The organism is Reyranella sp. CPCC 100927 (assembly GCF_007859315.1).
In the GTDB taxonomy this organism is placed as follows: Bacteria; Pseudomonadota; Alphaproteobacteria; order Reyranellales; family Reyranellaceae; genus Vineibacter.
In genome coordinates this window covers 100,035-120,791 of the sequence record NZ_VOHA01000022.1, presented here as the reverse complement: position 1 = coordinate 120,791, position 20,757 = coordinate 100,035, and the positions used below count along the sequence as shown (strand labels likewise).

Here is a 20,757-nt window from a genome sequence, read left to right as displayed (position 1 = left end):
GGCCGGCGGCCGGCCGGCCGCGGCGCGGCGCCGGTCCGGCGCGCCGGAACAAGTGGCCGTCGTGGCCGTTTCGATGATGGCCCACCCGCGTGGTTCGCCGAGGGCGCCGCCTTGCGTGTCGCCCCGGATCTCGATCCCGGCCGACGCGAGCGTGTCCTGTTGGGGGCGATCCTGGCCCGGCCGGCTTGGCTGCATCCGCTGGCCGAGGACATGGCCGCGCTGCCGCTGAGCGGCGGCGACTTGCCGCGGCTGCGCGCCATCATGCTCGACGTCGCCGGCCTGGCCCTGTCGACCGACGATGGTACCGGCGAGAGCCTGGAAGCCGTGGAAATGCGCGCCGTGACTACGCAAGTCGAACAGGCCGGGCTGTCGGTGGTCATGGCCACGCTGCGCCGCGAGGCCGAATTATGGCTGGGCACGGGCGACCCCGAGGCAGCCCTCACCCAGTGGCACCACATCGCGGGACGCCACTGCGCGGCGGTCGCCGATGCGGCCGATCGCCGGGCTGCGGCCGCCGACCTGGCCGACAACGCGGTCGACAATATCGAGCAGACGCGCGCCTTGATTGAACGCACGCTGCACAGTGCCAAATCGAGCCCGGAGGGCTGAGCAGATCGCCGGTCAAGTCGTCGCAGCCTCTGGCAAGCATGTCCGCCCGGCCTTAATCAGCCGCATCGGACGCTTTTGGACTGGTCGCACCAGCGTGCCGTCGCTATATATCGGCTGTGCCTGTCGCTCCCCCGGCGACGGGCTTTATACCGTTTGAGGGGTGCAGGATGGCGTACCGTCAGGCGGACGCCCGCACACCGCGCCGCGGCGCATGACCATGGGATCCCACGCGATGGCGACAAAGCCAGCCACGATTGCCGAAACGCCCGAAAAGCCGGAAGACACCACAGACTCGCCTCTGCTGGACACGCTGGGCGCCGGCCTGAAGAAGCTGGTGCAACGGGGCAAGGAACGTGGTTACGTAACGGTAACTGAGCTGGCGTCCGCGCTGCCGCCCGACGATGTGTCTTCCGAGCAGATCGAAGACACGATGGCGATGCTGTCGGAGATGGGCATCACGCTGGTCGATTCCGACGACAACGAGGACATCGTCGAGGAAAAGCCGGCCGGTGCCGCCGCCACCCCGACCGACGGCAAGGTCGCGGCGCCCGCCAGTGGCGAAGACGAGGAAGAGGATTACGGCCGCACCGATGACCCGGTGCGCATGTACCTGCGCGAGATGGGCAGCGTCGAGCTGCTCAGCCGCGAGGGCGAGATCGCGATCGCCAAGCGCATCGAGGCCGGCCAGGAAAAGATGATCGGCGCGATCTGCGAAAGCCCGCTGACGATCAAAGCGTTGCTGGAATGGCGCGATGCCCTGACCGAGGGCCGCCTGCTGCTGCGCGACGTCATCGATCTCGAGGCGACCTACGGCGGCGTACCCGAAGGCGACGGCACCAAGCCGCCGGAGGGCGCCAACGGCGCCGGCAAGCCGCCGATGCCGCGTCCCGCGCCGGCCCCGCGTCCGGTGCCGGCGGCGGCGCCCAAGCCGCCCGCGGTGTCGGAAGACGGCACCCCGGTCGAGGCCGCGCCCGAAGGTGGCGAGGAAGACGACGACACCGTCAACGTGTCGCTGTCGGCCATGGAGGAGAAGCTCAAGCCCGAGGTGCTCAAGACGCTGTCGCGCATCGCCAAGACGTCCAACGAGATGTCGAAGGTGCAGAACCGGCGGCTGTCGACCCTGCAGCGCGGCCACAAGCCGTCGCCGGATTTCGAGCGGCGCTACGAGCATTTCCGCAAGAAGATCGTCGAGATGGTGCGCACCATCCATCTCAACAACAACCGCATCGAGCAGATGCGCGACCAGCTCTACGACATCAGCCGCAAGCTGATGGTCGCCGAGGGCCGGCTGATGCGGCATGCCGACAGCATGCGCATCAAGCGCGACGAGTTCCTGGAGGCCTATTTCGGCCACGAGCTCGATCCCAACTGGATCGAGAAGGTGCAGAAGCTGCCCAACAAGGGCTGGAAGGAACTGGCGCGCCGGCGCGGCACCGAAGTCGCCGACATCCGGGCCGAGGTGGCGGCGCTGGCGGCGCATTCCGGCCTGCCGATCGCCGAGTTCCGCCGCATCGTAAGGACGGTGCAGGAAGGCGAGCGCGAGGCGAGCCGCGCCAAGAAGGAGATGGTTGAGGCCAACCTGCGGCTCGTCATCTCGATCGCCAAGAAGTACACCAACCGCGGCTTGCAGTTCCTCGACCTGATCCAGGAAGGCAACATCGGCCTGATGAAGGCGGTCGACAAGTTCGAGTACCGCCGCGGCTACAAGTTCTCGACCTACGCCACGTGGTGGATCCGACAGGCCATCACGCGCTCGATCGCCGACCAGGCGCGCACCATCCGCATTCCGGTGCACATGATCGAGACGATCAACAAGCTGGTGCGCACCAGCCGCCAGATGCTGCACGAGATCGGCCGCGAGCCGACGCCGGAGGAGCTGGCCGAGAAGCTCGGCATGCCGCTGGAGAAGGTGCGCAAGGTGCTGAAGATCGCCAAGGAGCCGATCAGCCTCGAGACGCCGATCGGCGACGAGGAGGATTCGCATCTCGGCGACTTCATCGAGGACAAGAACGCGGTCATCCCGCTGGACGCCGCCATCCAGGGCAACCTGCGCGAGACCACGACCAAGGTGCTGGCCACGCTCACGGCGCGCGAGGAGCGCGTGCTGCGCATGCGCTTTGGCATCGGCATGAACACCGACCACACGCTGGAAGAAGTCGGCCAGCAGTTCTCGGTGACCCGCGAGCGCATCCGCCAGATCGAGGCCAAGGCGCTGCGCAAGCTCAAGCACCCCAGCCGCTCGCGCCTGCTGCGCAGCTTCCTGGACGGCTGACGGCACGGTAAGGGGCCAGTGTCAGTGCCCCTTGCCCCCACAGCACAATTACCCTTACATCGCCGGCGCGCGGGACGTGGGCCTGTAGTTCAGCGGTTAGAACGGGCCGCTCATAACGGTTAGGTCGCAGGTTCGAATCCTGCCGGGCCCACCATCCTGCTTCGAACCATTGGTGCTGGATCGCAGCCAGCTTGTCGCCGTGCGCATTTTCGCTATCGAAGACTCGATGCATGCCGAACCCCACAAGCGTTTTAGAAGGCGCCAGGACGCCATCGCTGAATTGAAGCGCATCGCTGTGGTTCCTTGGCGCCAGGCAACCTAATCGCCCACCCTGCATGCGATGGCCCAGGTGCCGTCGCCTCTGCGACATCGTGGAGTATGTGAAGCCCCGGGGAGGCCCTTGGCGGGAGGTATCACGAACGCGGATGCTTGCGCTGGCGTTCGCGGCGGCAGATTGACCAGAATCCCGACCCGCAAGGTCCCTCTCCTCGCTTGGATGTTAGGCGAGATGCTCCAAAATCAGGACGAGGCTCCAGGGCCGGCATTGAACGACGCTCTGCCATCAAGCCCGTCGACAGGGGAGACGACCGATGCGCACGACCATCGTCCTCGATGACGATCTGCTGCCCAGGGCACAAGCCTGTACCGGCTTCCGGCAGAAGTCGGCGCTCGTCCGCGTAGCACTCAAAGCGTTGATCGAGCGTGAGAGCGCGCGTCGACTGGCGCGTCTGGGAGGCAGCGAGCCGGGTTTGAGAAAAGCTGGCAGACGGCGACCAAACCGGCGTGATCCCGGTCAGTAGTGAACAGATCAGGGCAGCTGATCCAGATTGGCGACTTTGCCCTTGGGGGTGCGGATCGAGTCCACCATTTCCTGGACCTCAGGTGATGCCGGGCGTGCGAACAGGGTTGCAAGCCACATCGCCAGGAACGAGGCCGGCACGCCGATCACGCCGATGGCGATGTTGTCGATGCCCCAGACGTGCGCCACCTCGCGGCCACGGGCGGCGACGATGTGGACCTCGCCCCACGAGCCCAGCGCGCTCCTCACCCACGGCCCGTAGAACTCGGTGGCGATCAGGACGAACAGGCAGACGACGAATCCCACGATGATGCCGGCCACGCCGGCGACCGGCCCGCAGCGCTTCCACCAGATACCCAGCACCAGTGGGGCGAACAGGCCCGACCCGGCGATCGAGAATGCCCACGACACCAGGAACAGGATGTTGGCGCCCAGCGCCCCGGCGCCCCACGCCGCCATGGCCGCGACAAAGATCAGGAACACGCGCGAGATGATCAGCCGCCGCCGTGCGTCGGCGTTGGGATCGATGACCTTGTAGTAGACGTCGTGGCTGAGTGCATTGGCGATCGCCAGCAGCAGGCCGTCGGCGGTCGACAGGGCCGCCGCCAGGCCGCCGGCCGCCACCAGGCCGGTGATGACATAGGGCATGCCGGAGATCTCGGGTGCGGCCAGCACCACGGCGTCCGACAGGATTCGGAATTCGCCGGCCTGGATGAAGCCATCGCCATTGAGGTCGACAACCTCGATCCAGGGGATGCCGCCATAGGGCGACGGCAAAGCCCACGCCTTGATCCAGGCCGGCAGGTCGGCCACGGAATGGCCGATGACGCTGCGATAGACCTCAAGCTTGGTGAAGGCGGCGTAGGCCGGCGCCATCAGGTAGAGCAGCAGGATGAAGAACAGGCACCAGGCCACCGAATTGCGCGCTGCCCGCACGGTCGGTGTCGTGAAGTACCGCATGAGAATATGCGGCAGGCTCGCGGTGCCGACCATCAGGCAGAAGGCCAGCATGAAGAAGTTGATGGCGGCGGTGATGTCGAACTGACCGGCCTCATTGAGGAACGCGCTGGTATAGGTGCGCGCCAGCCCCAGCCCGCCTTCGATCTTTTCGATCTCCTCCAGCGCCGAGCCGTAGCTGAACAACGCAAAGGGCGAGCCGGTCTGCTTGATCGACAGCACAGTGACCGGCACCACGAACGCCACGACCAGCACGACGTACTGCGCCACCTGCGTCCACGTGACGGCCCGCATGCCGCCCAGCAGCGAGCACACCAGCAGGCCCGTCAAGCCGGCGAACACCGCCATCTCGAAGCTCAGCCCCAGGAAGCGCTGCGTGATGAGGCCGATGCCGACGAGCTGGGCCACGATGTAGAGGCAGGACGCGACGACCAGGACCAGCACGCCGAACAGCCTGGCCGCATGGCCGCCATAGCGCGCGCCGAGGAAGTCCGGGATCGTGTACTGTCCGAACTTGCGCAGATAGGGCGCCAGCAGGATCGCCACCAGCACGAAACCGCCGGTCCACCCCAGAACGAAGGCCAGCCCGCCATAGCCGAACAGGTAGAGCGTGCCCGCCAGGCCGAGAAAGGACGCCGCGCTCATCCAGTCGGCCGCCGAGGCCAGCCCGTTGTAAAGACCCGGCACGCGGCGGCCGGCGACGTAGTAGTCCTGGATATTGCGGGTGCGGGCCCCGATGCCGATCACGGCGTAAACGACCAGCGGCGGCAGCACGATGACATAGCCCAGCAGCTTCTGGCCGGCGCCGGCCATCTCCAGGCCGGCCAGCAGCAGGATCAGCAGCGAGAAGGCAACGCCATAGCCGGCAACCCATTTACCCGGCGAGACGAAGGAGAAGCGCGAGAACATGTGCCGCGCCCTCAGTCTTCGTTCATGCCGAAGTCGCGATCGAGACGATCCTGGCGCAGCACGTAGACGATCAGGATCACAACAAAGGCGATCAGCGACCCTTGAGCGGCGATGTAGAAGCCGAGGGGAAAGCCCAGGAACCGAAACTGGTTGAAGGCCGGCGCACCGGCATGGACCAGAAACGCCGCGACGAACCAGGCACTCACGAGAAGCAGTGCCAGGGTACGCGTACGCCGCCAGTAAGCCCGCTGTTGTCCGGACTCCGGATCGGCCATTTCCTTCCCCAAACAACGCTCCCTGCGTCCGCGACCGATGGTTGTGACGCGGTGAGCGACCTTCTTGCTGTTGCCGGAACGGTGCCTTGATCCGGGAGGCCCGGCCAGCGGTTTTGCACTGCACACAAACGCGCGTTTTGTCGCAGCGCCTCAGGAGACGAGGTGACCGGCATCGACGGACTCGGCAACATGCTATCGTTTGCAGTGGCAGGCGCGAGTGGCGCCTCCTGGCGGCTCAGACGAAATCCTGGTGGGTTCTTCAACCAGGCGTCACCCGCCATAAGGCGGGCTCTGCATCGCGGGAGCCGCATGGCATATCTGTTGCTGCGACAGATCATTGCCAAATCCTGGTGCAATTTGACGCAGTGCGGATTCGCGCAGGCTACTTTCGATAATTTTCGTGCAACGGAATACGATCCGTCGAATCGACGGGTGGTGTGTGCAGGAGATCATACACCCGCTATTTGGGGCAACGATTGGGAGGAATTCAAATGGCCGTGGCAGGTACAATGCGTGGCGGCGGCGACGTCGATCTCAGTTCGTCGGAAACACGCAAAGTGATCTTCGCATCGTCGCTCGGCACCGTGTTCGAGTGGTACGATTTCTATCTGTTCGGCGCGCTGGCCGCGATCATGAACAAGCATTTCTTCTCCGGTGTCTCGGAGACGGCCGGCTTCATCTTCGTGCTGCTGGGTTTTGCCGCCGGTTTTGCTGTGCGTCCATTCGGCGCCATCTTCTTCGGCCGCCTCGGTGACTTGATCGGCCGCAAGTATACGTTCCTGGTCACCATCATGATCATGGGCCTGTCGACTGCCGTAGTCGGCTTCCTGCCCAGCTACGCCACCATCGGCATCGCCGCACCGATCATCCTGATCGGCCTGCGCCTGCTGCAGGGCCTGGCGCTGGGCGGCGAGTATGGCGGTGCCGCCACCTACGTCGCCGAGCACGCGCCGATGGGCAAGCGCGGCCTCTACACATCGTGGATCCAGACCACGGCGACCCTGGGCCTGTTCCTGTCGCTGCTGGTGATCCTGGGCTGCCGCGAGTGGATGGGCGGCGAAGCCTTCGAAGCCTGGGGCTGGCGCATTCCGTTCCTGCTCTCGATCCTGCTGCTGGCCATCTCGGTCTGGATCCGGTTGTCGCTCAACGAATCGCCGGTGTTCCAGAAGATGAAGGCCGAGGGCAAGGGCTCGACCTCGCCGCTCAAGGACTCGTTCGGCCAATGGGCCAACCTGAAGATCGTGATCCTCGCCCTCCTCGGCCTCACCGTCGGGCAGGCCGTGGTCTGGTACACGGGTCAGTTCTACACGCTCTTCTTCCTGACCCAGACGCTCAAGGTCGACCTCACGACAGCGAACATCCTGATCGCCCTGTCGCTGGCGATCGCCACGCCGGGGTTCATCTTCTTCGGCTGGCTCAGCGACCGTATCGGCCGCAAGCCCATCATCATGGCGGGCTGCCTGATCGCTGCTCTCGCCTACTTCCCGCTGTTCGGCGCGCTCACCAAGTACGCCAACCCGCAGCTGGAAGCCGCCGTCGAAAAGGCGCCGGTGGTGGTCGTGGCCGATCCAGCCGCCTGCTCGTTCCAGTTCAACCCGACGGGCACGGCCAAGTTCACCCAGCAGTGCGACCAGGCCAAAGCGCTCCTGGCCCGCGCCGGCGTGCCGTACAACAACGAGGCAGCACCCGCCGGCACGGCTGACGTGAAGGTCAAGGTCGGCAGCACCGTGATCGACAAGTTCGATGCCAAGGCGGTGTCCGCCGCGTTGAACACGGCAGGCTATCCGGCCAAGGCGGCCCCGCTGGTGGCGTTCTCCAGCAACTGGTGGATGGTGCTGGTGATCCTCACCATCCTGGTGGTCTTCGTCACCATGGTGTACGGCCCGATCGCGGCCATGCTGGTCGAGTTGTTCCCGACCCGCATCCGCTACACCTCGATGTCGCTGCCCTACCATATCGGCAACGGCTGGTTCGGCGGCTTCCTGCCGGCCACCGCCTTCGCGCTGGTGGCCTGGAAGGGCGATATCTACTTCGGCCTGTGGTACCCGATCGTCTTCGCCCTGATGACGTTCGTGATCGGCATGCTGTTCGTCCGTGAGACCAAGGATCGGCCGATCATGGACTGATCCGCGCGACAGCGCACAACGCGGCGGCCCGGGCACAACCCGGGCCGTTTGCTTTTCTGCCCTCACCGCAAGAAGCGATTCGTACAGTGGCCAGCCGTCATCCTGAGCGCAGCGAAGGATCTTGCGGTTGATCGTTCAAGAACGCCGGCGATGATCAGCAGCGCCACCAAGTGCTGACATCATCCTTCGCTGCGCTCTGGACGACGGGACCGGCGTCACGACGCCAGATAAAGCCGCCGGGCAACGCTTTCGCCGCGCGCCACCTCGAGCGCTTTCATGGTCTGCGCGTAGCCCGAATCGACGGCGCGATCGAAGCTGGTCCAGTCGAGCAGGTCGATGTCCTGCATCGGCGGCAGGACCAGCATGTCGACCTGCGTTCGATCGGTCAGTGCCCGCGACGTGCTGCCGACCAGTGCCGAACGCAACAGCACGCGCACGATCGATGGTATCGGCAACGTCTCGTCGCGATTCCACACCAGGCGCCGCAGGAACTCCCATGCCGACCACGACTCGACGACGTCGGCACCAGCCGACAGACCGCCGCCGGTCTCGATGTCGATGCCGATCACCGGACCGCGGCCGATATTGCGCATCGCCGTGACCGGGAAGTTGTCGATCACGCCGCCGTCGACATGCACGTTGCCGCCGGCCAGCACCGGCGGCAGCACGCCGGGGATCGATACGCTGGCGCGCAGCCAATGCCACAGCTTGCCGCGGCGATGCACGTCGGCGTTCTGGCGCGTCAGGTTCGCCGATACGCAGAAGAACGGCTTGGGCAAGTCCTCGATATCGCTTTCGCCGAAGGCGGCGCGCAGCAAGCGGGTGACGCGCTTGCCGGAGAACAGCGAGACGAACGGTACCGTGTAGTCGTTCAGCGGGTTGTGTTCGACGAACGAACGCCGGAAACGCTCCTGCATCTCCTCGACCGTCCAGCCCGCGGCCACGCTGGCGGCGACGATGGCGCCCATGCTGGTGCCGCCGACCAGATCGATGGGCACGCCGGCCTCGCGCAGCGCCCGCACGGCGCCGATATGGGCAAAGCCGCGCGCCCCGCCGCCCGCCATCACCACGCCCACCGAACGATTCAGCAGCAGCCGCGCCAGCCGGTTGAAGTCGTTGTCGCGGCCCAGGCGCACGTGATGGTGCATGCCGTAATCCTGGCCGTGCAGCCACTGCGCCGTGGTGCCCGGCTTGGCGCGCCGCCCGTCCTCGTGCACCAGCACCAGTTCGCGACGGGAGCGGAACGGGCCGCCGCGGAACATCTCCTCGGCCCGGATCGCATCGATCAGCTGCGGGCCGGTCGGCGGCCGGTCGACGATGGCGAGCACCAGCAGCGCGTCGGCCTGGCGCAGGCACATGCGGGTCCACGGCGTCAGGCCAGGGTCGGCGCGATAGACGACGAAGGCGGACTCGGCCTCGGCGCGATAGAAATTCTCCGGCGGCGATCCCATCGCCTCGGGGCCGATGACCTCGACCTTGCCGGTGGCCTGGATGCGTTTCAGCGCCGCCGCCAGGTCGGCCGCGAACGGTGCGCATGGCGTATCGAGCCCGTGCGGCAGCAGCGCGATGGTGCGCGGCGGGCGCATGTCCGGCCGCGGCGGGGCGCGGTAGCGCTCGACCACCTTGGCCAGCAGGCCCATCAGCGCCTCGGGATGCTCGGCGCAGACACGCTCGAATTCACTGCGCGTGAGGCGTAGCACCTCGCTGTCGCGGATCGCGGCGATCGTATGCGACCGCCGACGATGGCCGATCAGCGACATCTCGCCCACGATGTCGCCGACCGGGATTTCGGCGATGACCCGCACGTTGCCCTCGGGCCCTGGCGGGTCGAACACGGCCAGGCAGCCGAACGAGACGACGTACAGCGCATCGCCGGGATCGCCGGCCTCGAACAGGGTGGCCCCGCCGGGAATGGGGATGACCTCGAACGACCCCTCGACCGCCCGCAGGGTGGCGTCATCCAGCCCGGAGAACAGCGGCGCGCGTCGCAGGGCGGCAGTACGCCGCGCCCGCGGATCGACCAGCGCCGCTACAGCCTCGTTCATCGCCTGCGAACCTCAAAGGAGGCCGCAGAATTGCATCACCGCCGGTCATGAGCAAGGCGCCGCTGACGCTACAGCACCCCGGGTCAGCCTTCCGACATGCGCGCGGTCAATCGTCGTGCGTCTCGTGCAGGGCTGTGGCGCCACGCTTCCAGTAGCCGGCGGCCCGCAACCACTCCTTGCGCAACCCGTGCTGATCGAGCAGCCGTCGGCGCAGCCGCTTGGCAACATCGGATTCGCCCGCGACCCACGTGTAGCCGTCGCCCGCCGGCAGGCGCAGGCCGTTCACGGCCGCCTCGAGCCGGTCGGCACTGCCCGGCGCCTCGCTACCGCGATGCAACCAGGTTACCGTCAGCGCCGCGCGGCTCTGCCACGCCAGTTCCTCGGCGGCACTGGCCACCTCGGCGATGACGATGGCACTCGCCGTGGCCGGCAGTTCCTCCAGCCGCCGGCCGATGGCCGGCACGGCGGTCTCATCGCCGATCAGCAGATGCCAGTCGAAATCGTCGGGAATGACGAAGGAGCCGCGCGGGCCGCCGACGCCCAGCATCTGGCCCGGCTGCGCCGCCGCGGCCCACTCCGTTGCCGGCCCGGCGTCATGCAAGGCGAAGTCGATATCGAGTTCGTTGGCGACGGGATCATAGCGGCGTGGCGTGTAGTCGCGCGCCGCCGGCCGCGTTGCGCCCTCAGGAAAGACGGCGCCGTTCGGCCCCGGCTGCGGCAGCACCGGCCGGTCCTGGCCCGGCGGTGCAAAGAACAGTTTGACGTGGTCGTCGAACGACGCGCTCACGAAACCCGACAGGTCATCGCCGGTCAGGGTAATGCGCACCATGTTCGGCGTCAGGCGCCCGACGCGGCGCACGGTCAGCAGCCGCATCTTCAGATCATGACGGCGGCGCTCGATGACGTGGCGGGTGGCGACTGTGGATTGGATCGGCGCGCTGGCTTGCGACATGGCAAGGCTCCTGTTGCGGAGCCGGAACCGACCTCGAGGCACAACCACGCAGGTCGAATCCGGGCCCCCGGTTCGAACGGCGCGTTGGCTGACGTTAACGCCTACGTGCGGGGCACGATCACCCCGCAATCACATGCGAATAATAATTGATCGCAACTAGAACGTCAACACCAGCTTGCCGACATGCCCGCCGGTGGCCAGTTGCTCCAGCGCCGCGCCGAAGGCGGCGACCGGAAACGTCTTTGCGACCACCGGCCGGATCGCCTGCATCTGCACCACGCGCACCAACGCCTCGAAGCTCTGTCGGTTGCCGGCGGTGGCGACGTGGATGGTGGTGGCCCGGCGTATCGCCTCGAAGATGTCGATGCTGGCCGCCGTATCGGCAGCGTAGCCCACGAGGTGGACGCGACCACCGGTGCGGGTCGCGGCGATCGAGCGCGCCAGCGACGCACCACCCGCCACATCGATGGCGACATCGACACCGCCGGTCAGGGCCAGGACCTGCGCCGGCCAGTCGGCGACATCGCCTGTGGTCACGATGTCCTCGATGCCCAACGCGCGCAGGCGCTCGGCGTGGCGGCTGCCGCGGATGAGTGCGATCACGCGTGCGCCGCCAGCGCGGGCAAGCTGCAGGGCGGCCATGGAGACACCGCCGGCACCTTGCACCAGCAGGGTCTCCCCCGGACGCAAGGTCGCGTTCTGATAGAGCGCGTGCCATGCCGTGACCGCCGTCACCGGCAAGGTCGCGGCCTCCTCGGGCGACAGGTGCGACGGCGCCCGCACCACCTCCTCCTCGTTCAGGCACATGAACTCGGCGAGCACGCCGTCGCTGGGACCGCCCAGCCGCCGGCGCGCCACGCGCGGACTGACCGGACCATCGATCCAGTCCGGCAGGTAGACCGGACACGCGAGATCGCCCTGCCGCACGCGCGTGACCCGCGCACCGACGGCGATCACCTCGCCGGCACCGTCGGAGACTGGCACCAGCGGCGGCTGGACGCCGACATGATAGTGGCCGCGCGCGATGGCGAGGTCGCGATAGTTCAGGGCGGCGGCGCGCATGCGCAACACCACGTCATGCGGTCCCGGCTGCGGGTCGGGCCGTTCCATGACTCGCAGATCATCGAGCGCGATGCGCTCGGCATAGGCATACACTTTCATGGGCTGCGACCGTCAATCCCGCACGGCCGATGGGGCCGGCTCACGCGGTCAAGCTAGGCACCGCCCTTCGATGCAGCCAGCTCATTGTCGTCATCACAATGATGAGCCGGATAGATTGCACCCGGGAGCGCGGGCGTCCCGCCCGCTCATGACCCGGCGCTACGCGCCGGTGCGGGCCGGAGGCCCGCGCTCCCAGATGATTCACACTAGCCGCTGGTGCGCATCGAGCGGGCGAGATGCTCGGCCAGTTCCCGCATCGGCAGGCCGCGCGGATTGGCCCGACGCCAGACCGCCCAGAAGTCACGCTTCTTCAGCGGCAGCAGCGGCATCGTCGCCAGACCGCGATCACCCTTGAACGGCTCCGCCGACCAGCGCGTGATCACGCCGACGCCATGGCCGGCGCGGGCCAGTTCGGCGATGGCTTCGGTGAGCTGCACGCGCCAGATCTGGCCCGAGCCTGCGTGGCGATTGCCGACGCCGCGCACGACGGCACGCAGGCGTTCGACATCGTCGTCGGGCAGGTCGTGGATGAGCAGGGTCTGCCCTGCGAGGCCCTGCCAGCGCACGCCGGGATGCCGCGACGTGCGTTGCGCCGCCAGCGGATGGCCGGCGGCGAGCACGGCCACGATGTCGAGCGAAAACAGGCGGCGCCGCTCGAAACGCTCGTCACGGCCGGGCCGTGAGGTCACGGCGACGTCGATCTCGTCGCCGGCCAGCGCCTCGAGCTCACGTCGCGTGGCCTGGAAACCGACCTGAATATCCAGCGCCGGATGCTCGCCCCCGAACCGCGCCAGCACGCCGGCAAGCCAGCCATAGGAGGTCGGACAGCCGGCCGCCACGCGCAGCGGCGTACGCTCGGCCTGGGCACGACGCAGCTCCAGCTCGGTCTCGGCCAGCTCGCCCAGCACGCGGTTGGCCGCGGCCAGCAGCCGGTGCCCCGCGGCGGAGGGCACCATGCGCTTGCCGACGCGGTCGAACAGCTTGACGTCAAGATCACGTTCCAGATTGAGCAGCTGATGGCTGAGCGCCGACTGGGTCAGGTTCAGCCACGCCGCCGCGCGCGTGACGCCCTGCTCGCGGGCGATGGCCTGAATGAGCCTGAGATGGCGAACCTCGCACACCAGGCGCGGTGCCACTCCCGGCTCCACCGAGACCGTTGGCGCCAGCAAGTTCATCCATCAATTCCAATCATCATCATCTGTGTACAATGAAGATGATTGGACGACGACACAACCCCGTGCAGGGTTCCGCGCCGCGAACGCCAGGGCCGGCCGGTCTTGCCCGACAGGGCGCGGCTGCTACTATCCCGGCAAAGTGAACCGGGCGTCACGCGCACTGGCGCGACGCCTGTGGAGGAGATTCATGGACCTCGCCTTTACGCCGCAAGACATCGCCTTTCGCGATGAAGTCAAAGCTTTCGTCAAAGCCAACCTGCCGCAGGACATCGCCGACAAGGTCGCGCACGGCAAGCACCTAGTGCGCGACGACCACATGCGCTGGCAGCAGGCGCTGGGCCGTCAGGGCTGGCTGGTCTACACGTGGCCCAAGAAGCACGGTGGCCCGGGCTGGACGGTCACCCAGCGCTACATCTTCGAGAACGTCTGCGCCGACATGAACGCGCCGGGCATCATCCCGTTCGGCTCCAAGATGGTCGGGCCGGTGATCTACACCTTCGGCAGTGAGGAACAGAAGGCGCGCTTCCTGCCGGGCATCCGCGAATCGTCGGTGTGGTGGTGCCAGGGCTACTCCGAGCCGGGCTCGGGCTCGGACCTGGCGTCGTTGCGCACCCGCGCCGTGCGCGAGGGCGACCACTACGTGGTCAACGGGTCGAAGACCTGGAACACGATGGGCCACTGGGCCGACTGGATCTTCTGCCTGGTGCGCACCGATGCCAGCGCCAAGCCGCAGGAAGGCATCTCCTTCCTGCTGATCGACATGAAGACGCCGGGCATCACGGTGAAGCCGATCATCATGGCCGACGGCGGCCATGAGGTGAACGAGGTGTTCTTCGACAACGTCAAGGTGCCGGCCGAGAATTTGGTCGGCAAGGAAGGCGAAGGCTGGACCTACGCCAAGTTCCTGCTCGCCAACGAGCGGCTGGGCATCGCCGCGGTGCCGCAGTCCAAGCGCGGCGTCGATACGCTGAAGCAGATCGCGCGCAGCGAGACGCAGGGCGGCAAGCCGCTGATCGAGGATCAGGATTTCCGCAACAAGCTCGCCGACCTCGAGATCCAGGTGACGGCGCTGGAATACACCGAGCTGCGCGCGCTCTCGGCCATGGCGGCCGGCGGCGCGCCGGGACCGGAGGTATCGTTCCTCAAGATCCGCGGCTCGGAGATCCAGCAGCGCATCAGCGAGCTGGCGGTCGAGGCCGTCGGCTACTACGCCATGCCCTATCACCCTGCCCTGCTCTGGCATGGTGCCAACGAAGAGCCGATCGGACCCGCCTATGCCCACATCGCGGCGCCGCGCTATTTCAATGCGCGAAAGACGACGATCTATGGCGGTTCCAACGAGATCCAGCGCAATGTGATTTCGAAGATGGTGCTTGGCCTGTAGAACAGGGCATAACGGTACGGGAATGCGGAGGGAGTAAGTCGGATGGATCTGTCGTATTCGGACGAACAGAAGCAGATCAAGGAAGGCGTCGAGCGCTTCGTGCGCGAGCAATACGCGTTCGAGACGCGGCGCAAGATCGCCGCCTCCGATCGTGGCTGGCTGCCGGAGAACTGGGCCAAGTTCGCCGAGCTGGGCTGGCTCGGCATGTCGTTCAGCGAGGACGACGGCGGCTTCGGCGGCGGCATGGTCGAGACGGCGATCCTGATGGAAGCCTTCGGCTCCGGCCTGGTGCTCGAGCCCTATCTGCCCACGGTGATCCTGGGCGGCGGCTTGCTGGCATCAGGCGGCAATGCGGCGCAGAAGGAAGCGCTGCTGGCGCCGATGATCGGCGGCGAGAAGCAGTTCGCCGTCGCCTATGTCGAGAAGCAGTCGCGCTACAACCTGGCCGACGTCGCCGTCACCGCCAAGAAGAGCGGCGGCGGCTACGTGCTCTCGGGCCACAAGGGTGTCGTCTACAACGCCGCCTCGGCCGACACGATCTTCGTCACTGCCCGCACGTCGGGCGGCCAGCGTGACGAGAAGGGCATCACGGTCTTCGCCATCGACGCCAAGGCCAAGGGCATCACCCGGCGCGACTATCCCACGCAGGATGCGCTGCGCGCCTCGGAAGTGACGTTCGACAACGTCAGCGCCGGTGCCGACGCCGTCGTCGGCCAGGTCGACAACGGGCTGGCGCTGTTCGAGGGCGTGCTCGATCGCGCCATCGTGGCGCTGTGCGCCGAAGCCGTCGGCTGCATGGATGCGCTCAACAAGCAGACGCTGGAATACATCAAGACGCGCAAGCAGTTCGGCGTGCCGATCGGCAAGTTCCAGGTGCTGCAGCATCGCATGGTCGACTGCTTCACCAATGCCCAGGAAGCGCGCTCGATGACCTTGATGGCGACGCTCAAGATCGACGATCCCGACGCGACGGTGCGCAAGAAGGCGGCCTCGGGCGCCAAGGTGCAGATCGGCAAGTCGGGCAAGTTCGTGGGCCAGAGCGCCGTGCAGATGCACGGCGGCATGGGCGTCACCGACGAGCTGGCGGTCAGCCACTACTTCAAGCGTCTGACCATGGTCGACACCTTGTTCGGCAGTTCACAGCATCACCTGACGCGCTACGGCAATTTGTCGATGGCGGCATAAGCGACAGAAGCCCGGCCTCAGTGCCGGGCTTCTTGTTTGTGGGCAGCGCAGGCTGCAGCGGCACAATGTTCCACAATCCGAAACCCATGACCGCAAAGCGGGGCGGATGAGCAAAATCGGTGTCGCGCGCCCCAGTCGCCGGGTCTAAGGTAAATCAGCATTCACGAGCCGACCGCGCTTCCGCCGGGGCGCCGCGGCTCACGTAAGCAGAACCAAGCGTTTCTATCGGAGGGATTTGGCGAATGGTCGGCATCACGGCTTTTGGCGCCTACGTTCCGCGGCTGCGGCTCAACCGCCAGGCGGTCTACGAGGCGAACAAGTGGTTCGCACCTGGCCTGCGCGGCCAGTCCAAGGGCGAGCGCTCGATGGCCAACTGGGACGAGGATTCGCTCACCATGGCGGTCGAGGCGGCGCGCGACTGCCTCAACGGCACCGATCCGAAGACCCTGAAGAACCTCTACTTCGCCTCGACCACGCACCCCTTCAAGGACCGCCAGAACGCCGGCGTCATCGGCACGGCGCTCACCGTCGAGCAGGGCCTGATGGCGGCCGACATCGGCGGTTCGCAGAAGGCCGGCACCTCGGCCCTGATCGCCGGCCTGAACGCGGCCGGCTCGGGCGCGCCGACCCTGGTCACCGCGGCCGACAAGCGGCTCGCCCGCGTGGCCTCGGCCGGCGAGCTGCAGTACGGCGATGGCGCGGCGGCGCTGATGCTGGGCACCGACAAGGTGATCGCCAAGCTGTTGGGCACCCGCTCAGTGTCGATGGACTTCGTCGACCATTTCCGCGGCGATGAATCGGACTTCGACTACGGCTGGGAAGAGCGCTGGATCCGCGACGAAGGCTACGTGAAGATCGTGCCCCCGGCGATCAAGGAAGCGCTGCAGGCGTTCGGCCTGAAGGGCGCTGACATCACCCACTTCGTCATGCCGAGCCTGATGGGCGCCGTGCCCAAGCAGATGGCCAAGATGGCCGGCATCGCCGAGACGGCGGTGCGTGACCTGCTGAATGCCCAGCTCGGCGACACCGGCTCGGCGCATGCGCTGGTCATGCTGGTCGATGCGCTGGAGAACGCCAAGCCGGGCGACAAGATCCTGGTCGTCGGCTTCGGCCAGGGCGTCGACATCATCGCGCTCGAGGTCACGGCCGAGATCGGCAAGCTCGGCAAGCGCCTGGGCCTGTCGGGCTGGCTGGCGCGCCGGAAGGAAGAGAAGAACTACATGAAGTTCCTCGCCTTCAACGAGATGTTGCCGCTTGAAAAGGGCATGCGGGCCGAGTTCGACAAGAAGACGGCGCTGTCGGTCCTATGGCGCAAGCGCGACATGATCTACGGCCTGGTCGGCGGCAAGTGCCGCGTCTGCGGCACCATCCAGTTCCCGCGGGCGCAGATCTGCGTCAACCCGAACTGCCACGCGATGGACAGCCAGGACGACTACCCGATGGCCGGCCTCGAGGCCTCCATCATGTCGTTCACGGCCGACGCGCTCACTTATTCGCCGGACCCCCCGGCGTATTACGGCATGGTCACCTTCCCCGAGGGCGGGCGATTCACGGCCGACTTCACCGACTGCGACAAGGAACAGGTCAAGGTCGGCACCAAGATGCGCATGACGTTCCGCATTCGTGACAACGACACGATGCGTGGCGGGTTCAAGCGCTACTTCTGGAAGGCGGCGCCGGTCTGACCGGCGCCCTCTTTCCCGCGTAATTCACAGAGTTCCAGAGAGTACAGGGCACGAAAGGAGACCGTGCGATGGCCAAGGGCATCAAGGACAAGGTCGCGATCCTCGGCATGGGCTGCTCGAAGTTCGGCGAACGTTGGGACGCCGGCGCCGAAGAGCTGATGGTTGAGGCCTTCAAGGAATGCGTGGCGGATGCCGGCATCGACATGAAGCAGCTCCAGGCCGCCTGGTTCTCGACCGCGATCGACGAGGTGCATGTCGGCAAGTCCGGCGTGCCGCTGTCGGTCACGCTGCGCCTGCCGAACATCCCGGTGACGCATGTCGAGAACTTCTGCGCCTCGGGCACCGAAGCCTTCCGCGGCGCCTGCTACGCGGTGGCCTCGGGTGCCGCCGACTTCGCGTTGGCGCTGGGTGTCGAGAAGCTGAAGGACACCGGTTACGGCGGTCTGCCGGGCGGCCGTGGCGGCCCGCTGCAGGCGCTGTGGAATGCCAACGGCACGGCACCGGGCAACTTCGCCCAGCTCGCCTCGGCCTACATGGCGGCGCACAACGTCCAGTACGACGACCTCAAGCGCGCCATCGGCCATGTGTCGTGGAAGAGCCACCAGAACGGCGCCAAGAACACCAAGGCCCACCTCCAGAAGGCGGTGGACATGGACACCATCCTCAACGCGCCGATGATCGCCGCGCCGCTCGGCCTGTTCGATTGCTGCGGCGTGTCCGACGGTGCGGCGGCGGCGATCGTCACCACGCCGGAGATCGCCAAGTCGCTGGGCAAGCACGACCTGATCAGCGTCAAGGCGCTGCAGCTCGCCGTCTCCAACGGCTCGGAGTCGGGCCACAACTCGTGGGACGGCAGCTACCTGCACACCACGCGGATCGCCTCGAAGCGCGCCTACGAAGAGGCGGGCATCAAGAACCCGCGCGACGAAGTCTCGATGTTCGAGGTGCACGACTGCTTCTCGGTCACCGAGCTGGTGACCATGGAAGACCTGCACATCTCCGAGACCGGCAAGGGCTGGAAGGACGTGCTCGACGGCTTCTACGATGCCGACGGCAAGATCCCCTGCCAGATCGACGGCGGCCTGAAATGCTTCGGCCATCCGATCGGTGCCTCGGGCCTGCGCATGCTCTACGAGATGTACCTGCAGCTGCAGGGCAAGGCGGGCCCCCGCCAGCTCAAGGATCCGCGGATCGGCATGACCCACAATCTCGGCGGCCTGCCGCGTGAGAACGTGTCGTCGGTCTCGATCATCGGTCGTCTCGACGCTTAACGACCCCGACAAACCGCCCGGTTCCGCACGGAGCCGGGCGGTTTTTTGTCTCTTCAGTTCAGCAACCACGCGGAGGGAAAGCCCAATCCATGCTCGACAAGAAACACATCGGCCACACCTTCAAGCCGTTCACCACGACGGTCGAGGCCGGCAAGATCCGCCTGTTCTGCAAGGCGATCGGCGAAGAAGACCTGATCTATCAGGACGAGGCCGCGGCCAAGGCCGCCGGCTACCGCGCCATTCCGGCGCCCGCCACGTTCCTGACCGCCGTCACCAACGACGATCCCGACAAGGGCGGCCTGCTGCGCCTGCTGAACGTCGATATCGGCCTGATCCTGCACGGCGAGCAGCACTACGAGTATCTGGCGCCGGTCCATGTCGGCGACCGCATCACCTGCCAGTCGAAGGTGCTCGACATCTACGACAAGAAGGGCGGCGCCCTGTGGTTCGTGGTGTCGGAAACCGAGATGAAGGACGCCGGATCCGGCAAGCCGGTGGCCAAGGCGCGCAGCGTCACGGTCGTGCGCAACCCGGATGCGGCGAAGAAGGCCTAGGAGACTGACATGGCAAACGCACCGAAATTTGCCGACGTGAAGGTCGGCGACGAGTTGCCGGCGCTGAAGCTGGCGCCGATCAGCCGGCACCAGCTGGCGCTCTACTGCGGCGGCTCGGGCGACCACAACCCGATCCACGTCGACATCGACTTCGCCAAGAAGTTCGGTTTCAAGGACGTCTTCGCGCACGGCATGCTGTCGATGGCGTTCCTGGGCCGGCTGGCCACCTCGTGGGTGCCGCAGAAGCAGGTCCGCAAGCTCGGCACCCGCTTCACCTCCATCACCTGGGTCGGCGACGTGATCACGGTCACGGGCAAGGTGACGGGCAAGCGCGAGGAGAACGGCGAGAAGCTGGTCGACCTCGACGTGAAGTGCACCAACCAGAACGGCCAGAGCACGCTCGAGGGCAACGCCACCGTGGCGCTGGCGTAGGGGTTCATCTCGTCATGTCGAGCGCAGCGAGACATCTTTTGGGAATGGAGTCTCCGTTCGCACAAGATTCCGCGCTGCGCTCGGAATGACAGACTTCGGAAAAAGGAGAGAAAAATCATGGGTCAACTCGACGGGCGGGTCGCCATCGTTACCGGCTCGGGCCGCGGCATCGGCCAGGAAATCGCCTTCCGGCTGGTGCGTGACGGCGCCAAGGTGGTCGTCAACGACATCGACGACGCACCGGCCAAGGAGACCATCGCCGCCATCGAGAAGATGGGCGGCAAGGCCGTGGCCTGCGTCGGCGACGTCGCGGCGGCCGATTTCGGCGACCGCATCGTGAAGACGGCGGTCGATGCCTTCGGCGATTGCCACATCGTGGTGAACAACGCCGGCTACACCTGGGACAGCGTCATCCAGAAGATGACCGACGAGCAGTGGTACGCCATCATCGACGTGCACCTGACGGCGCCGTTCCGCGTCCTGCGCGCCTTCCAGCAGCATCTGCGCAGCGCGGTCGAGAAGGAGCGCTCGGCCGGCAAGCGCATCGTGCGCAAGGTGGTCAACATCTCGTCGACCTCGGGCGTCAACGGCAACGCCGGCCAGTCGAACTACTCGGCCGGCAAGGCGGGCATCGTCGGCCTGACCAAGACCCTGGCCAAGGAGTTCGGCCGCTACGACGCGACCGTCAACGCCGTCGCCTTCGGCTACATCCAGACGCGCCTCACCAAGCCGCTTTCCGAAGGCGAGGCCGGCGAGATCGAGGTGCAGGGCCGCAAGGTCAAGATCGGCGTGCAGGGTGGCCGCATCGCGGCCATGAACCAGATGATTCCGCTGGGCCGTGGCGGCCTGCCGGAAGAAGCGGCCGGCTCGGTCTACCTGTTCTGCAGCCCCGACAGCGACTATGTCAGCGGCCAGTGCCTGGTGGTGAACGGCGGCCTCTGACACCATCGTCGGACGTCGAAAAAG

Annotated in this window: 17 protein-coding genes and 1 tRNA gene; 12 read left to right on the top strand and 6 right to left on the bottom strand. The window is 66.5% G+C overall.

Features of this window, described 5'->3' with window-relative positions; translation table 11 throughout:
• The 4 genes from FQU96_RS42355 to FQU96_RS34560 all read left to right on the top strand — a co-directional run.
• A partial coding sequence (locus FQU96_RS42355; RefSeq protein WP_178130910.1) for a hypothetical protein occupies positions 1–609 on the top strand: 609 nt, incomplete at its 5' end.
• 232 nt (positions 610–841) lie between these two features.
• The gene (rpoD, locus tag FQU96_RS34570; protein WP_146545959.1) at positions 842–2,881 is read left to right on the top strand and encodes an RNA polymerase sigma factor RpoD; all 2,040 of its coding nucleotides are present in this window, start codon (positions 842–844) and stop codon (positions 2,879–2,881) included.
• A gap of 78 nt (positions 2,882–2,959) precedes the next feature.
• Positions 2,960–3,035 (top strand) — tRNA-Ile (locus FQU96_RS34565).
• Positions 3,036–3,471: 436 nt separating this feature from the next.
• Positions 3,472–3,681: a type II toxin-antitoxin system VapB family antitoxin gene (locus FQU96_RS34560; RefSeq protein WP_146545958.1), complete on the top strand. Its 210-nt coding sequence runs from the start codon at positions 3,472–3,474 to the stop codon at positions 3,679–3,681.
• An 8-nt stretch (positions 3,682–3,689) separates the two neighbouring features.
• On the opposite strand, the gene FQU96_RS34555 is transcribed toward FQU96_RS34560, so the two are convergent.
• Both FQU96_RS34555 and FQU96_RS34550 read right to left on the bottom strand, forming a co-directional pair.
• Entirely contained in the window at positions 3,690–5,546 is a 1,857-nt protein-coding gene (locus FQU96_RS34555; protein WP_146545957.1) for a VC_2705 family sodium/solute symporter, read from the bottom strand.
• An 11-nt stretch (positions 5,547–5,557) separates the two neighbouring features.
• Positions 5,558–5,821: a DUF4212 domain-containing protein gene (locus FQU96_RS34550; RefSeq protein WP_146545956.1), complete on the bottom strand. Its 264-nt coding sequence runs from the start codon at positions 5,819–5,821 to the stop codon at positions 5,558–5,560.
• A 491-nt stretch (positions 5,822–6,312) separates the two neighbouring features.
• Between FQU96_RS34550 and FQU96_RS34545 the strand changes: the two genes are divergently transcribed.
• The gene (locus FQU96_RS34545; protein ID WP_218574994.1) at positions 6,313–7,947 is read left to right on the top strand and encodes an MFS transporter; all 1,635 of its coding nucleotides are present in this window, start codon (positions 6,313–6,315) and stop codon (positions 7,945–7,947) included.
• Between the two features lie 215 nt (positions 7,948–8,162).
• On the opposite strand, the gene FQU96_RS34540 is transcribed toward FQU96_RS34545, so the two are convergent.
• From FQU96_RS34540 to FQU96_RS34525, 4 genes are all read right to left on the bottom strand, one after another.
• Positions 8,163–9,992 (bottom strand): patatin-like phospholipase family protein, encoded by a 1,830-nt coding sequence (locus FQU96_RS34540; RefSeq protein WP_146545955.1) that lies wholly within the window; start codon positions 9,990–9,992, stop codon positions 8,163–8,165.
• A 106-nt stretch (positions 9,993–10,098) separates the two neighbouring features.
• Positions 10,099–10,944 carry a siderophore-interacting protein gene (locus FQU96_RS34535; protein ID WP_146545954.1) on the bottom strand — a complete coding sequence of 282 codons (846 nt, stop codon included), beginning with the start codon at positions 10,942–10,944 and terminating at the stop codon, positions 10,099–10,101.
• A gap of 156 nt (positions 10,945–11,100) precedes the next feature.
• On the bottom strand, positions 11,101–12,105 hold the full coding sequence (locus FQU96_RS34530) for an NAD(P)-dependent alcohol dehydrogenase (protein ID WP_146545953.1): 1,005 nt from the start codon (positions 12,103–12,105) through the stop codon (positions 11,101–11,103).
• Positions 12,106–12,311: 206 nt separating this feature from the next.
• Positions 12,312–13,280 (bottom strand): LysR family transcriptional regulator, encoded by a 969-nt coding sequence (locus FQU96_RS34525; RefSeq protein ID WP_146545952.1) that lies wholly within the window; start codon positions 13,278–13,280, stop codon positions 12,312–12,314.
• Positions 13,281–13,467: 187 nt separating this feature from the next.
• On the opposite strand from FQU96_RS34525, the gene FQU96_RS34520 reads away from it, so the two are divergent.
• From FQU96_RS34520 to FQU96_RS34490, 7 genes are all read left to right on the top strand, one after another.
• Positions 13,468–14,664 (top strand): acyl-CoA dehydrogenase family protein, encoded by a 1,197-nt coding sequence (locus FQU96_RS34520; RefSeq protein WP_146545951.1) that lies wholly within the window; start codon positions 13,468–13,470, stop codon positions 14,662–14,664.
• A gap of 42 nt (positions 14,665–14,706) precedes the next feature.
• Entirely contained in the window at positions 14,707–15,849 is a 1,143-nt protein-coding gene (locus tag FQU96_RS34515) for an acyl-CoA dehydrogenase family protein (RefSeq protein WP_146545950.1), read from the top strand.
• Positions 15,850–16,091: 242 nt separating this feature from the next.
• A complete protein-coding gene (locus FQU96_RS34510) occupies positions 16,092–17,534 on the top strand; it encodes a hydroxymethylglutaryl-CoA synthase family protein (RefSeq protein ID WP_146545949.1) in 1,443 nt (480 codons plus the stop codon).
• A 68-nt stretch (positions 17,535–17,602) separates the two neighbouring features.
• Positions 17,603–18,805: an acetyl-CoA acetyltransferase gene (locus FQU96_RS34505; RefSeq protein ID WP_146545948.1), complete on the top strand. Its 1,203-nt coding sequence runs from the start codon at positions 17,603–17,605 to the stop codon at positions 18,803–18,805.
• A gap of 89 nt (positions 18,806–18,894) precedes the next feature.
• Positions 18,895–19,359 carry a MaoC family dehydratase N-terminal domain-containing protein gene (locus FQU96_RS34500; protein WP_146545947.1) on the top strand — a complete coding sequence of 155 codons (465 nt, stop codon included), beginning with the start codon at positions 18,895–18,897 and terminating at the stop codon, positions 19,357–19,359.
• Between the two features lie 9 nt (positions 19,360–19,368).
• A complete protein-coding gene (locus FQU96_RS34495) occupies positions 19,369–19,791 on the top strand; it encodes a MaoC family dehydratase (RefSeq protein WP_146545946.1) in 423 nt (140 codons plus the stop codon).
• A 117-nt stretch (positions 19,792–19,908) separates the two neighbouring features.
• Positions 19,909–20,733, top strand: coding sequence for an SDR family NAD(P)-dependent oxidoreductase (locus tag FQU96_RS34490; RefSeq protein ID WP_178130908.1), 825 nt, complete (start codon positions 19,909–19,911; stop codon positions 20,731–20,733).
• Positions 20,734–20,757 lie beyond the last annotated feature (24 nt).